General features: G+C 69.3%; 13 protein-coding genes. 7 read left to right on the forward strand and 6 right to left on the reverse strand.

Annotation, left to right across the window (positions count from 1 at the left end):
• Positions 1 to 363: 363 nt before the first annotated feature.
• Together AC32QD_RS10825 and AC32QD_RS10830 are read left to right on the forward strand one after the other, a co-directional pair.
• The gene (locus tag AC32QD_RS10825; protein ID WP_492010511.1) at positions 364 to 972 is read left to right on the forward strand and encodes a DedA family protein; all 609 of its coding nucleotides are present in this window, start codon (positions 364 to 366) and stop codon (positions 970 to 972) included.
• Complete coding sequence (locus AC32QD_RS10830; RefSeq protein ID WP_492010512.1) at positions 969 to 2,108, forward strand: hypothetical protein; 1,140 nt, start codon at positions 969 to 971, stop codon at positions 2,106 to 2,108. The genes AC32QD_RS10825 and AC32QD_RS10830 overlap by 4 nt, the downstream gene beginning before the upstream one ends.
• Here the strand turns inward: AC32QD_RS10830 and AC32QD_RS10835 are convergent.
• From AC32QD_RS10835 to AC32QD_RS10845, 3 genes are all read right to left on the reverse strand, one after another.
• Positions 2,090 to 3,481 carry a sensor histidine kinase gene (locus AC32QD_RS10835; protein WP_492010513.1) on the reverse strand — a complete coding sequence of 464 codons (1,392 nt, stop codon included), beginning with the start codon at positions 3,479 to 3,481 and terminating at the stop codon, positions 2,090 to 2,092. The two genes, AC32QD_RS10830 and AC32QD_RS10835, sit on opposite strands and share 19 nt — an antisense overlap.
• Positions 3,468 to 4,145: a winged helix-turn-helix domain-containing protein gene (locus AC32QD_RS10840; RefSeq protein WP_492010514.1), complete on the reverse strand. Its 678-nt coding sequence runs from the start codon at positions 4,143 to 4,145 to the stop codon at positions 3,468 to 3,470. Before AC32QD_RS10840 ends, AC32QD_RS10835 begins: the two co-directional genes overlap by 14 nt.
• Before the next feature lie 82 nt (positions 4,146 to 4,227).
• Complete coding sequence (locus AC32QD_RS10845) at positions 4,228 to 5,043, reverse strand: COG4705 family protein (protein ID WP_492010515.1); 816 nt, start codon at positions 5,041 to 5,043, stop codon at positions 4,228 to 4,230.
• Between the two features lie 243 nt (positions 5,044 to 5,286).
• Here AC32QD_RS10845 and AC32QD_RS10850 point away from each other — a divergent pair, with 243 nt between their 5' ends.
• Genes AC32QD_RS10850 through AC32QD_RS10860 form a run of 3 tightly spaced genes read left to right on the forward strand, consistent with a single transcriptional unit; the run spans position 5,287 to position 6,843 of the window.
• On the forward strand, positions 5,287 to 5,805 hold the full coding sequence (locus AC32QD_RS10850) for a Chromate resistance protein ChrB (protein ID WP_492010516.1): 519 nt from the start codon (positions 5,287 to 5,289) through the stop codon (positions 5,803 to 5,805).
• 43 nt (positions 5,806 to 5,848) lie between these two features.
• Complete coding sequence (locus AC32QD_RS10855; RefSeq protein ID WP_492010517.1) at positions 5,849 to 6,598, forward strand: COG4280 domain-containing protein; 750 nt, start codon at positions 5,849 to 5,851, stop codon at positions 6,596 to 6,598.
• Positions 6,595 to 6,843 carry a hypothetical protein gene (locus AC32QD_RS10860; protein WP_492010518.1) on the forward strand — a complete coding sequence of 83 codons (249 nt, stop codon included), beginning with the start codon at positions 6,595 to 6,597 and terminating at the stop codon, positions 6,841 to 6,843. The genes AC32QD_RS10855 and AC32QD_RS10860 overlap by 4 nt, the downstream gene beginning before the upstream one ends.
• A gap of 88 nt (positions 6,844 to 6,931) precedes the next feature.
• Here the strand turns inward: AC32QD_RS10860 and AC32QD_RS10865 are convergent, their stop codons facing one another.
• Entirely contained in the window at positions 6,932 to 7,666 is a 735-nt protein-coding gene (locus AC32QD_RS10865) for a glutathione S-transferase C-terminal domain-containing protein (protein ID WP_492010519.1), read from the reverse strand.
• A gap of 71 nt (positions 7,667 to 7,737) precedes the next feature.
• Here AC32QD_RS10865 and AC32QD_RS10870 point away from each other — a divergent pair, with 71 nt between their 5' ends.
• Positions 7,738 to 8,352, forward strand: a complete 615-nt coding sequence (locus AC32QD_RS10870) for a TetR/AcrR family transcriptional regulator (protein ID WP_492010520.1) — start codon at positions 7,738 to 7,740, stop codon at positions 8,350 to 8,352.
• Positions 8,353 to 8,415: 63 nt separating this feature from the next.
• Here AC32QD_RS10870 and AC32QD_RS10875 read toward each other — a convergent pair whose 3' ends face one another.
• Positions 8,416 to 11,511, reverse strand: coding sequence for an efflux RND transporter permease subunit (locus tag AC32QD_RS10875; RefSeq protein WP_492010521.1), 3,096 nt, complete (start codon positions 11,509 to 11,511; stop codon positions 8,416 to 8,418).
• On the reverse strand, positions 11,508 to 12,617 hold the full coding sequence (locus AC32QD_RS10880) for an efflux RND transporter periplasmic adaptor subunit (protein ID WP_492010522.1): 1,110 nt from the start codon (positions 12,615 to 12,617) through the stop codon (positions 11,508 to 11,510). Before AC32QD_RS10880 ends, AC32QD_RS10875 begins: the two co-directional genes overlap by 4 nt.
• A gap of 394 nt (positions 12,618 to 13,011) precedes the next feature.
• Between AC32QD_RS10880 and AC32QD_RS10885 the strand changes: the two genes are divergently transcribed.
• A complete protein-coding gene (locus AC32QD_RS10885) occupies positions 13,012 to 13,590 on the forward strand; it encodes a peroxidase-related enzyme (RefSeq protein WP_492010523.1) in 579 nt (192 codons plus the stop codon).
• The last annotated feature ends 73 nt before the right edge of the window (positions 13,591 to 13,663 follow it).

The raw sequence follows: 13,663 nt of genomic DNA on the forward strand, positions 1-13,663 counted from the left end.
CCGAGGCCCGGGTTCGCGCGGGACGCGGTCGCGCCGCCGCCGGGGGACGACCCGCTGGAGCGAAGACAGCCATGCCGGTTAAGACCGACCGACTGCGCGCGTCGATCGGCGGCGCACATGTCGTGCGCGCCGGCACCAGCCGGGTCGCCGGTCCTTTGGCCCGGTTCGCGGTCCGGCACAGGCCGGCCGCAAAATCGCAACGGGTCGTGCCGGTTGGCTCCGGGTTGCCTTTGCCGGTCGGGGCTGCGATGTTCTGGCGCCGGCGCCGGGGCTGATCGGCGATGCGGTCGCTTTCGGCATCGGGATCGGCGCGACGGCCTTCCGCCAAGAAGAGTCCGGGAAACGGCGTTCGCGACGAACGTAATGACGGTGGGCACGATAGATACCCAATATCTCGCGCATTTCCTCGATCCGTCGTCAAGCGGCTGGGTTGTGGCGCTCGCCATCATTCTGGCGACCTTCGTGCTCGAGGATGCCACGACGATCATGTGTGCCCTTGCGGCGGCCGACGGGCGCATCGACCCGGTGCTCGCCCTGTTCAGCCTTTTTGCCGGGATCGCGCTTGGCGACATGGGACTGTTCGCGATCGGCCGGCTGGCGGCGCGCCATCCCTGGGCGCGCAAGGTGATCGCCATGGAGAAGGTGCGGTCGGTGCAGTCGTGGATGCACAGCCAGCTCGTGTCGGCGGTGATTTCGACGCGCTTCTTGCCTGGCGCACGATTGCCCACATATACCGCATGCGGTTTCCTCGGCCTTTCCTTTCGCCGCTTCGCGCTCGCGGTCATCATAGGAACAGCGGTTTGGACGGTCTTCCTGTTCTCGTTGACGCTGGGTGTCGGCGGCGTGGTCATGACGCGGCTGGGCGCATGGCGCTGGCCGGTCGGGCTGGTTCTGGCAGTGTTAATTCTGGCCGTTGGTCGATATGTTGCGCGCAAGGCAAGCCGCGCCGGCAGTGGAGATAGACCCGGATGATGAGTGCCACGATCGAAGCCAAGCGGGATAAACCGGTGCTATGGCCTCTGGCCTGGCGCAGAGGCGAGCCGCCCGAGCGCGTGTTCTCGACCTTCGAGTTGTGGCCCGCATTCCTGTTCTATTCGCCGCTGGTGATCCACTGGATCGGCCAGGCCGTGCGCCATCGCAGCCTGACGCTGCCTGTTCTGGCCAATCCAGGCATGCAGGCGGGCGGGCTCGTCGGCGAATCGAAGTCCGAGATCCTCGCGCAGATGGGCTGCGAGGGCCGCAAGTGGGTGGCCCCCCATGCCACGATCACGGTCGGCCTGGCGGCGGGCACCCCGATGACCGATCTGGCCCAGGCGCAGGCCGCGCTCGAGACGGCCGAGATCGAGTACCCCTTCGTGGCGAAGCCGGATATCGGCTGCCGCGGATCGGGTGTGAGCATCATCGCCGGCCCGGACGAGTTTGCGAGCTATCTCGCCGCCTTCCCGCGCCGCCAGCGCGTGATCTTCCAGAAACTGGTCGATCGCGAAGGCGAGGCCGGCGTGTTCTACATGCGCCGACCCGGCGAGAGCACCGGCCGCATCGTGTCGCTCACCATCAAGATCTTTCCCAAGGTCATTGGCGACGGCAAGTCGACTCTGGAAGAGCTGATCATGGCGGACCATCGCGCGTGCCGGCTGAAGGACATCTTCCTGCGCCGGCATGCCGCCCACCGGGACCGGGTGCTTGCGCCCGGCGAGGTCTTCCGTCTCGTGTTCCGCGGCAACCACTGTCGCGGCGCCATCTTCCAGGACGGCAACGCGCATGTCACGCCGGCCATGACGGCGCGCTTCGATGCCATAGCGCGCGGCATGCCCGAGTTCTATTTCGGCCGCTTCGACGTGCGCTACGACTCGCTCGACGACCTCAAGCGCGGCGAGAACTTCACCGTGATCGAAGCGAACGGGGCCGGCAGCGAGGTCACCCATATCTGGGACCGCAAGACGCGACTTTTTGACGCATACCGGGCCCTGTTTAACCAGCAGCGCACGCTGTTCGAGTTCGGCGCCGCCAACCGCGCGCGCGGGTTCACCGGCATCGGGCCGCTGCACCTCCTGCGGCTGTGGCTGCGCGAGCGACGGCTGACCCGGCGCTACAAGGAGCCCGGTTGAGCCCGGTCGGCGCCGCGCCGGAAGCTGACCTCGACTTGCAGGCCCGGTCCCGCGTCCTCGACCTGAAGCGCGGCGTCGTGCAGGTCCGCGACCGCCTTGACCAGGCTGAGACCCAGGCCCGTGCCGGGTGAGGTGCGGCTGGTCTCCGGCCGGTAGAAACGGCGGAAGACCTTGTCGCGCTCGGCCCGGGGGATGCCCGGCCCATCATCCTCGATCCAGACCGCCACGCGCCCTTCGCGCGCCTCTGTCCCGAGGCGGATACGCGTTCCCGCCGGGCAGTGCCGGATCGCGTTCTCGATCAGGTTCGCCAGCATCTGGGTGATGAGCTCGCGGTCGCCCAGGATCGTGCTCGGCCCGGTCGCGTCGGGCGCCGGGGTCAGGGTCAGGCTCTGGCCGGCATCGTCGGCGACATCGCCGTAGACCTCGGTCAGGGCGAGGAGGACGTCATCGAGATCCACGGGCGCGAACCGGGCCTTGCGGGCCCCCGATTCGATCTGCGCGATGCGCAGCAGCGCCGCGAAGGTGCGGTTGATTTCATCCGCCTCGGCGGCGGTGGCCTCGAGATCGGTCGCCGCCAGTGTCCCGCGCTGCTGCTTCTCCAGCGCCTCCTCGACCGTGATCTTGAGCCGGTTGAGCGGCGTCTTGAGCTGGTGCGCGATGTCGGCGCTGACCTGGCGCATCCCCTCGATCGTGCGTGACAGCCGGTCGAGCGCGTCGTTGATGTCGCGCGCGAGCATGTCGATGTCGTCGCCCTTGCCCAGCAGGGGCACGCGCGCATCCAGCTCGCCATGCGAGACGCGCACCATGGTCGCGAGCAGCGCGTCGAAGCGCCGCCGCGCCCTCGACGCGATGATCGTTCCGCCCAGCACGGCGGCGATGACGACGAAGATCGAGGCCCAGCCGAAGCTGGCCAGCATGATCTCCTCGAGGCTGTCGATCTCCTGGCGGCTGCGGCCAACCACGACCCGGTTGCCGTCGACTGCACCGGAATAGAGCAGGAAGCGCAGGTCCGGATCGAGGCCAACGCGCGCGCCCGAGATCTCGGACCAGCCCTCGGCGACGGGGATCGGCGGCATGTTGCCCGCCAGCGCCTTGCCCGCGGCCGAGACCACGAGGAACAGCCGCTGATGGCCGCGCGTGGTGCGGACATTGGTCGCCACGGTGTCGAGCAGGTCGGTCATGTCGTGGTCGCCGTAGGCGGCCGCGATGACCTGGAAGGTCGAGCGGATCGTCTGGCGCTGGCGCTGCTGAAGCTCCCACTTGGCGAGCTGGTAGACGGTGAAGCCGGTGACCAGGAACGCCGCGACGAACAGGGTCGAGAAGAACAGGGCCAGACGCAGCGGCGTGCTGCGCAGGAGGCTATCGCGGCGCATGCAGCGCATATCCGACATTGCGCACGGTATGCAGCAGCGGCACGTCGAAGGGCTTGTCGATCTTCGCCCTGAGCCGGCTGACATGCGTCTCCACCACGCTGGTCTTGGGGTCGAAGTGAAAGTCCCAGACTCGCTCGAGCAGCATGGTGCGGGTGACCACCCGCCCCTCGTTGCGCATCAGCACCTCGAGCAGCGTAAACTCGCGCGGCTGCAGCGCGATCTCGGTGCCGCCGCGGGTCACGCGCCGATGCAGCAGATCCATGGCGAGGTCGGCGACCTGCAGCACCGTCTGCTCGCTGATGCCGCGCGGCCGCCGGGCCAGCGCCCTGGTCCGCGCCATCAACTCGGAGAAGTCGAACGGCTTGACGAGATAGTCATCGCCGCCAGCCTCCAGGCCCTCCACCCGGTCGTCGATGCCGCCGACCGCGGTGAGGAACAGGATCGGCGTCTCAAGGCCCGCCGCCCTGAGCGCGCGCACCAGGGACAGGCCCTCGAGCCCGGGCAACATGCGATCCACCACCAGAACGTCGTAGGGCTCGTGCATTGCGCGCAGCAGGCCGTCCTTGCCATCGCTCAGCACGTCGCACTGGTGGCCCGCCGCGGCGAAGCCGTGCGCCACGTACGCGCCGGTCTTGGCGTCGTCCTCGATCAGCAGGATCCGCATGGCATTTCCCCCCGAAGGACATGCTCCCGTCCGCCGGGTCGGGAGGCATGGCTCGCCTCCCGCACCCCGCCACCGGCGCCTCTCAGCGTCGGTAGGCATTGCCGTCGTCCGATGCAGCGGAGACCCTGACGCGCTCCGGCTGATCCTTGCCCGACCATGTAAGGTAGACCACCAGGGTTATCATCGTCATCAGGAAGGCGGCGTTGATCGCGGACGAACTCCAGTCGAGCCCGCCGGCGCTGGTCGGTTGGGACATCAGATCGCCCAGCGAGGCGCCGAGGGGCCGGGTCAGGATATAGGCGAGCCAGAAGGCGAGCACCGGGTCCAGGCCCAGCCCGTAATAGCCGACCGTGATCGCCGCGATCAGGCCGCCGAAGATCAGCGCCGCCTGCAGGTAGCCCCAGCCGAGCCCTTCGGAGGCCAGGTCTCCGCCCGCTGTGCCGAGCGCGAAGGTGAACAGGATCGCCGCCCAGTAGAACAGCTCGCGCCGGGTGGTGAAGATGGTGTGGATCGAAAGCGTGCGCTCGCTGGCGTACCAGGCGATGAAGGTGATCGCCAGGGCGACGCTGAACCAGATCGTCGTGGTCTCGAGCGGCACGCCCATGTTGTCGACCAGATTGTCGGTGATCAGCGTGCCGACGATGCTGATGAGCACGACGGTCAGCCAGTAGACCGCCGGCACATAGCGCCGCTTGGCCAGCTGCACCAGCAGGACCACGGCCAGCAGGCCGGCCATGATCCACGACGTGTTCGTCAGGCCGAAGCCGAGATTGATGTTGAGATAGTCCGCGGCGGTCTCGCCCACGGTGGTCGCCATGATCTTGATCACCCAGAAGTAGAGGGTGACCTCCGGGACCTTGTTGAGCATGCGCGTGGCGTCGCTTCGGGACGGTGTCATGAAGGCTCTCCCGCAGGGCTTGAGTTGATTCAGGGATTGGCGGCGGCCGCCCCGCCGCGTGCCTCAATGCTTAAGGCGGCAGTTTCGTCTGGGCTTGTCCGGCGTCTTACGCATTTGTAAGCGGGTCGCGCGAGCGCGATCCGGCTGCTGCGGCGGATCGGCAATCGTGTAATGACAGGTCCACTTGATTTGTTACGATCGTTACGGTAATCCACGAACATGCCTTTGGAGAACTGGCTCTTGATGGTCTACAAGGTGCCTCCCGAGCCGGCCAAGGGCCGGGTCGCGCTGTGGCGCCGGCTGAAGGGCCTGGGCGCCGTCTACCTTCAGAACGGCGTGTGCCTGCTGCCGCGGACCGACGATCACGTGCGCCAGCTCAAGATGATCGAGAACGACATCGCCGGCATGAACGGCACCTGCGTCCTGCTCGAGACCGTGGCGCTCGACCATGCCCAGCGCGGCAAGGTCGTCGGCCGCTTCAAGGCGGATCGCGACGACGCCTACGAAGAGTTCATCGACAAGTGCGACGATTTCGAGCACGAGATCGCCAAGGAGGTCGCGGCCAACCACTTCACCTATGCCGAGCTCGAGGAGAATGACGTCGACCTCAAGAAGCTGCAGGGCTGGCTGGCCAAGATCCGCAAGCTCGACTTCTACGGCGCCGCCCGTGCGGCGGAGGCCGAGGAGCGGCTGACGGGCTGCGAGGCGCTGCTCGACGAATACGCGAAGCGGGTGTTCGACGCCCACGACGAGAACGGCTGAATCCGCCCCGCGCCGCCTGGGGCCGTTTCGGAGGGATGCGCTGATGGAGACCTGGACAACCGACGCGCCCGCCATTGGCGCCGCCTTTCTCGCCTCGCTCGTCGAGGTGGTCGAGGCGTTCACCATCCTTCTCGCCGTCGCCACCCTGCGCGGCTGGCGGCCGGCGCTGTCGGGCACCGCGGCCGCGCTCGGCCTGCTCGGCGTGGTCGTGCTGGTGCTCGGGCCACTGCTCGACCGGGTGCCTCTCCACCTGCTGCAGCTGGTGGTCGGCGTGCTGCTGCTGCTGTTCGGCATCGGCTGGCTGCGCAAGGCGGCGCTGCGGGCGGCCGGGGTGATCGCGCTGCACGACGAGGACGCGATCTTCGCGCGGGAAAGGGACGCTCTGAGCGAGGAAGAACGGCGCCGCCACGCGTCGCTCGACTGGATCGCGGGGCTCGCGGCCTTCAAGGCGGTGCTGCTCGAGGGGCTCGAGGTGGTCTTCATCGTCATCGCGGTCGGCGCCGGGCGCGGGCTGATCGGCGTGGCGGCGCTGGGCGCGCTCGCTGCCTGCGCGCTGGTGCTGGCGGTCGGCGCCGTGGTGCACAGGCCGCTGTCGCGGGTGCCCGAGAACACGCTCAAGTTCGGTGTCGGCGTCATGCTCTCGGCCTTCGGCGTGTTCTGGACCGGCGAGGGCCTGGGCGTGGCCTGGCCCGGCCAGGACCTGGCGCTGCCGGTCTTCGCCGCGGTTTTCCTCGGGGTCGGCCTGATGGCGGCGTCGATGGCGAGGCGGCCTGTCATGGAGGTTGCGCGATGACGATTCTCAGGGACGTGATTTCCGAGCTGTTCGGCATGTTTCTCGGCGACGCGCGGCTCTCGACGGCCATTCTCGGGGTGGTCGCCCTGGCGGCCGCGCTGATCGATCTGGCCCATGCCGCGCCACTGCTCGGCGGCGCGGTGCTGCTGTTGGGATGCGTCGCGATCGTCCTTGAATCGGTGCACCGCGCCGCGCGGCGCCGCGACGCCGAGATCAGCGCCGGGCAGGGATCGTCCCGGCACTGATCCCCGTACGGATCGCGGCACCGCTCCCCGCACCGGGCGCGGGCCGCGCGCAACGCCTGGGTAGCAAAGGCGCGCCTGCGCTGTGCCCTCAGGCGACCGAACCCGGTTCAGGGGCCCGGCTCCCCAGGCACATGCCCGCGACCCGCTCGCAGAAGGCGACGATCTGGGGCGTGCTGCGTGCATGCAGGGCCACCGGCGTGCGCATCGGCCAGTGCACCAGCGGCGCGACCTGGCCGAACACCGCGAGATCGGCCACAGACGGCCGCTCGCCGCCCAGGAAGGGGGCTTGGCCGAGGAAGGCCGCGAAGGCGTCGAGATCGGCGCGGCCCTTCGCCGCCACGGTCTCGGCATCGTGGCGGGCGATGCCGCGCGCATACAGCTGCCGACCGAAACTCCGCGCCGCGGACCACGCCACAAGCCCGCCGATCACGGGCGGCAGCGACTGGCTGATCCACCGCTTCATGTAGCGCGCGCCCTCGGGGTGCACGAACAGCTCCCATTCCAGCACCTGGTGGAAATGCTCCTCGAAGCAGCGCTGCCAGGCATGGCCCGCGGCTGCCGCTGCCGGCGAGGCCGGCCGGTGCGGAGCGATGCCGTGCTTGCGCGAGAGATGCGCGATGATTGCGTCGGAGTCGCCGAGGCGCTGCCCGTCGTCGACGATCCAGGGGCTCTTGTCGAGCGGCCCCTTGGCGGCGTTGTTCTCCACCCGGTGCTCGAAGGCAATGCCGTTGAGGCCGAGCCAGGCGAACAGCTTCAGTGCGAAAGGGCCGACGGTCGGCAGCCCCCAGTCCGGCGCGAAGGCGTAGACCTCGAGGGTGCTCATGCGAAGCTCCTTGCTTACCATAGGTAAGTGATTTACCTTACCGCCGGTAAGCAAGTCAAGGGCGTTGTGCAATGCAGGGAAAACGGCGGGATACCCGGAGCCAGATACTCGCGGCGGCGCGCAAGATCGTGCGCCAGGGCGGCCCCGGCGCGCTGACCTTCGACGCCGTTGCCCGGCGCCTGGGCATCAGCAAGCAGGCGGTGATCTACTGGTTTCCCGCCAAGGAGGCGCTAGTCACCGAGGTGGTGCTGCCGGCCCTCAAGGGCGAGGTCGAGGCCGGGACGGCGGCGGTGCTCGACGGCGCTGGCGGCAGCCAGGCGGTCGCGCGCTTCGTGCGGGCGGTCGCGGCCTACCATCTCGCCGACCTCGACCGCTTCCGCATGATGTACCTGGTCCCCCAGCTGCCCCAGAAGCCGGCCGTGGCGCGGTTTCCGAAAGGCCTGGTGCAACGCATCCATCCCGTCACCTCAGGCATGTACGATGCGCTGGAGGCGGCGCTCGGCGCAGGCCCGGGCGCGACGCGCGCTGGGTGCCGCCGGAGAGCCGTCAACATTCATTTCTCGACCCTCGGCGTCGTGCTCATGGTCGCCCTGGCCGACGCGGTCGGCGATCCACTGGCGCATTCGACCGACAGCCTGGTGGAAAGTCTGGTCGCCCTGATGACGGGTGCGGACGCGGCGGTCTGACCCCGACGACGCCGCGACAGCCACCCTTCGGCGGACACTCCGAGGGCCGCGCGGCCCGGGCGCCTACTCCGCCAGCGTGCTCGCGCCCAGTTGCTGCTCCAGCGCCCGCTCGATGGCGTGCCGCGGCCGGGTGAAGCGGGCCATCAGGTCGTAGAGCACCGGCGTGACGAACAGCATCAGCGTGGTCGAGAGCAGCAGCCCGGCGATGATCACGGTGCCGATCGCGGTCCGGCTCTCGGCCCCCGCGCCGCCGGCGAGCACCAGCGGCAGGGCGCCAAGCACGGTCGAGACCACGGTCATCACGATCGGGCGCAGGCGCAGCACCGAGGCTTCGATCACCGCCTCGCGCACACTGCGGCCCTGGTCGCGCAGCTGGTTGGCGAACTCGACGATCAGGATCCCGTTCTTGGCGCTCAGCCCGATCAGCAGGATCACCCCGATCTGGCTGTAGACGTTGATCGACAGCCCGCCGATCGCCATGGCGTATATCGCGCCGGCAAAGGCGCTCGGCACGGTGAGCATGATGACCAGCGGGTGCACGAAGCTCTCGAACTGCGCCGCCAGCACCAGAAAGACGATCAGGATCGCCAGGCCGAAGACCAGGTTGGCCCCGGCGGCGGTGTCCTGGAAGGTGCGCGATTGCCCGGTGAAGCCAACCTTCGCCTCGGGGGGCAGGGACTCGTGCGCGGCCTTCTGCAGATAGCTGAGCGCGCTGCCGAGGTCGTAATTGTCCGCCAGCGCCGCCGAGAGCTCGATCGAGGGCAGCCGGTCAAAGCGGCGCAGCGTCGGCGCGGCGGCATCCTCCTTCAGCGACACCAGCGAGCCCAGCGGCACCAGCGTCTTGCCGTCGCCGGCGCGCACGAAGATGTTGGTGATGTCCGAGGGCAGGCGCCGGTCCTTGTCCTCGGCCTGCACGATCACCGGGTACTCGCGGCCGCGGCTGACGAAGCGGGTGACCTCGCGCGAGGCCAGCATGGTCTGCAGTGTCGAGGCGATGGTCTCGACCGAGATGCCGAGATCGTTGGCCCGCGCGCGGTTGATGCTGATGTCGAGCTGCGGCAGGTTCTCCTCGTAGTCGAGCTCGGGGTTGATCAGGCGAGGGTTCGCCTCGGCCTTGGCCAGCATGGTCTTGGCCCACTGCTTGACGCTTTCGAAGTCGGGGCCGCCGATCACCATCTGCACGGGCGTCGAGTTGCCGCGCAGGCCGAGCCCGGTCGGCGTGACCGGGTAGCCCTTGGCGACGGTGACCTGGTCCATCTTCGGAGCAATCTGGCGCATGATCTGCGCGGCGGTGCGATGGCGCTGGCTCCACGGCGCAAGCCGGAACACGACGAAGGAGCGGTAGGACCGGCCCCGGCTGCCGGTGAAGGTGAAGATGGTCTTGATCTCGCCGGACTTGCGCAGCGGCTCGGCGATGCGCTCGACCTGGCGGGCGGCGATGTCGGTGTGCTCCAGCGTGCTGCCCTGCGGCGCGGTCAGGGGCACGAAGGCCACCCCGCGGTCCTCCTTGGGGGCGAGCTCGCGCGGCAGGCTGCCATAGAGCGGCACGGCGCCGGCGGTCACGGCGACGACGATGGCGATCACCACCAGCGGCATGCGGATCGCGCGCACCAGCAGCGCCCGGTAGATGCGGCGGAAGGCGGCCTCGCGGCGCGGCGCCCCGTCGGCGGCGGCACGACCGTAATGCGGCTTGAGAATGCGCGACGCGAGCGCCGGGCAGGCGGTCAGGGCGACGAAGGTGGAGATCGCCACCGCGCTCGCCAGCACCCAGCCGAACTCGACGAACAGCCGTCCGATCTGGCCGGGCAGGAACGAGAGCGGCACGAACACCGCGATCAGGGTGACCGAGGTGGCGAGCACCGCGAAGGTGACCTGCCGCGAGCCCCGGAAGCTGGCCGCGATCGGGCCCTCTCCCAGCTCGATCCGGCGCTGGATGTTCTCGAGCACGACGATGGCGTCGTCGACCACCAGTCCGATGGCCAGCAGGAGCGCCAGCAGCGTCAGGGTGTTGATCGAGAATCCGAACGCGCCGATCAGCACGAAGCAGCCGATCAGCGCCACGGGGATGGTGATCGCGGGCACCATGGTGGCGCGCACGGAGCGCAGGAACAGCAGGATCACGGTGACCACGAGGCCGAGCGAGATCAGCAGCGCCGTCACCACCTCGCGGATCGAGGCGCCGACGAACAGCGCGTCGTCCGATCCGACCTCGATCGACATGCCCGGCGGCAGGGTCGGCGTGATCTCGGCGATCTGGGCGCGCACCGCCTTGGAGATCGCCAGCGTGTTCGACTGGCTCTGGCGCAGGATGGCGAGCCCCACGGCGTCGACCCCGTTGTTGCGCACGATGGTCGAGTCGTCGGCCACGCCCGGCGCCACGCGGGCCACGTCGCCCAGGCGCACCGGGTAGCCGGCCACCTTGTCGAGCACGATGTCGCGGAAATCGGCGAGGCTGGTGAGGCGGCTGTTGAGCCGCACGCTGAGCTGGCGATCGATCGACTTGACGTCGCCCGTGGGCAGCTCGACGTTGTTGCGCTGAAGCGCCGCCTCGACGTCGGCCACCGTGAGGTTGCGCGCCGCCAGCTTGCGCCGATCGATCCAGATGCGCACGGCGAAGGGCCGCTCGCCATAGACCTCGACATTTGCCACGCCGTCGACGGTCGCCAGCCGGTCGAGGATGAAGCGGTCTATGTAGTCCGTGATCTGCGCGGTGGTCATGCGGCTCGAGGTGACCGCGAGGCGCATGACCGGGTCGGCGTTGGCGTCGGCCTTGACCACCTGCGGCTGGTCGGCCTCGGTCGGCAGGTCGCCGCGAATGCGCCCGACAGCGTCGCGCACATCGTTGGCGGCCTGGTCGATGTTGCGGCCGGTGACGAACTCGATGGTGGTCTGGCTGCGGCCCTGGCGGCTCTCCGAGCTGATCGAGCGGATGCCGGCAATCCCGGCGACCGCGCCCTCGATGACCTCGGTGATGTCGGTATCCACCACCGCCGGCGCGGCGCCGGTATAGGTGGTGGTCACCGTGACCACGGCGGTATCCACGTTGGGCAGCTCGCGGATCGGCAGCCTCTGCAGCGCGGCAATGCCGAACACCACGATCAGCAGGTTTGCGACCGCTGCCAGAACCGGTCGGCGGACCGACAGGTCGGATAGCGTCACGACCCGCTCCTGGTGCCGCTCGCGGCCGTGGCGGGCGGCGCGTTCGCGCCAAGCACCCGGACCTGCGAGCCATCGCGCAGGCGCTGCAGCCCGCGGAACACCACTTGCTCACCCTGCTTGAGGCCCGAGGTGATGGCCACCAGGCCTTCGCGGCGCTGCCCGGTCTTGACCGCGCGGCGCATGGCGCGGCCGTCCTTGACCACATAGACGAACGTGTCCGCCGCCTGCACGACGATCGCGTCCTCGGGCACCACCAGCGCGTTGGTCTGTGACAGCGTCAGCGTCAGCGACATGAACATGCCGGCGGGCAGGATCCCCTCGGGGTTCGGGATCGCGGCGCGCACCTTGAAGGCGCGGCTGACCGGGTCGATGCGGCTGTCGATCGCGGCCACCTGGCCCTTGAAAATCCGGTCCCCGAAGGCGGCGCTGTGCGCGGTGATCGCCTGGCCGATGGCGATGTCGGCGAACAGCGTCTCGGGCAGCGAGAACTGGACCTCGACCTCGGAGAGGTCGTCGAGCGTGGTCAGGACCGTCTTGTCGTCCACGCGTGCGCCCAGATCGATATTGGTCAACCCGACCACGCCATCGAAGGGCGCGCGGATCTCGCGGTCGCTCAGGTGGCGGCGCGCGCGCTCGACGGCCGCTTCCGCGATGGCGATCTGCGCCTTAGCCTGCTCGAGCGTGGCGACCGAGACAGTGTTGGACTGGCGCAGGCGCTTCGCGCGGTCCCAGGCCTGGCGCTGCTCGACCAGCTTGGCCTGGGCCTCGGCGAGGTTTGCGCGCTCGATGTCGTCGTCGAGATGCACCAGCACGTCGCCCGCCTTCACCGACGCGCCGGGGTGGATGTTCATCGCCACCACGCGGCCCGCGGCCAGCGGCACGATCTCGACCGACCGGCGCGCGCGCGTCGTGCCCACCGCCTCGACCGTGCGATACAGGACCTTGCGCTGCACGGCCGCCAGCTCGACCGGGACCGGACGCGCCTTGGCCCTGGGCGGGCCCGCGCTGCCACCCGGCGGCGCCAGGGTGCGGAAGGCGGCATAGCCCCCGACACCGAGCACGGCGATGACGACCACGGCCAGAAACTGCTTCCAGAGGGCCATCATCGGCCTTTCGACGCGGGACACGGCATCACGACACCGAGGGTGCAGGCTCGTGATGCCTTCAGCAGGTACTTCAAGCGTCCGGCATAGTCGAGAACAACGATGGTCTTTCCCCTCTCGACCGGCCCCGTCGAAGGCCCGGCGATGCGCCTGTAATCCGGACGCGATCCCACCCCCGGTCCCACCCCCGGTCGCCCTGTCAAACGGGCCGGGCGGTCGCTTCCGTCGTCCGCGCGCCCGCTTCCGCGCTGCCCGGCTGCCGCTTCGATGGACCGGGGGCCGGACATGCGCTATCAGGCCTCAGAGACGGCCCGCCGCGGGCCTTGCGCGCCCCGCGCCCGGCGGGCTACGCCGTCCGCCCTGCCATCGACGGCGCAACCGAGCAGGAGACACGTCCATGGACTCCGCCCCCCCGGCTCCGATCAGCCGCTTCCCGGTTCCCGCCCTGACCGACCTGCCGCCGGACATCCGCGCCCGGCTCGAGGCCGTGCAGGAGAAGTCCGGCTTCATCCCCAACGTGTTCCTGGCGCTGGCGCATCGGCCCGACGAGTTTCGCGCCTTCTTCGCCTATCACGACGCGCTCATGGACAAGCCGGGCAACCTGACCAAGGCCGAGCGCGAGATGATCGTGGTCGTGACCAGCAACGCCAACCACTGCCAGTACTGCGTCATCGCGCACGGCGCCATCCTGCGCATCCGGGCGAAGAATCCGCTGATCGCCGATCAGGTCGCGGTCAACTACCGCAAGGCCGACATCACCGGGCGCCAGCGCGCCATGCTGGACTTCGCCATGAAGGTGGCGCTCGCCGCCCACGAGGTCGGCGAGGACGACTTCGCGACGCTGGCCCGGCACGGGCTCGACGGGGAGGATGCCTGGGACATCGCCGCCATCGCCGCCTTCTTCGGCATGTCGAACCGCATGGCCAACGTCACCAACATGCGCCCCAACGACGAGTTCTACGCGCTCGGGCGCTAGGCAGGTCCGCGCCGCGCCGGGGGGCTCCCCCGGGTATGGAATGCTCCGTCCCCCCTTTCGCCGGCCGCCGGGC

The organism is Thermohalobaculum sp. (assembly GCF_058622915.1).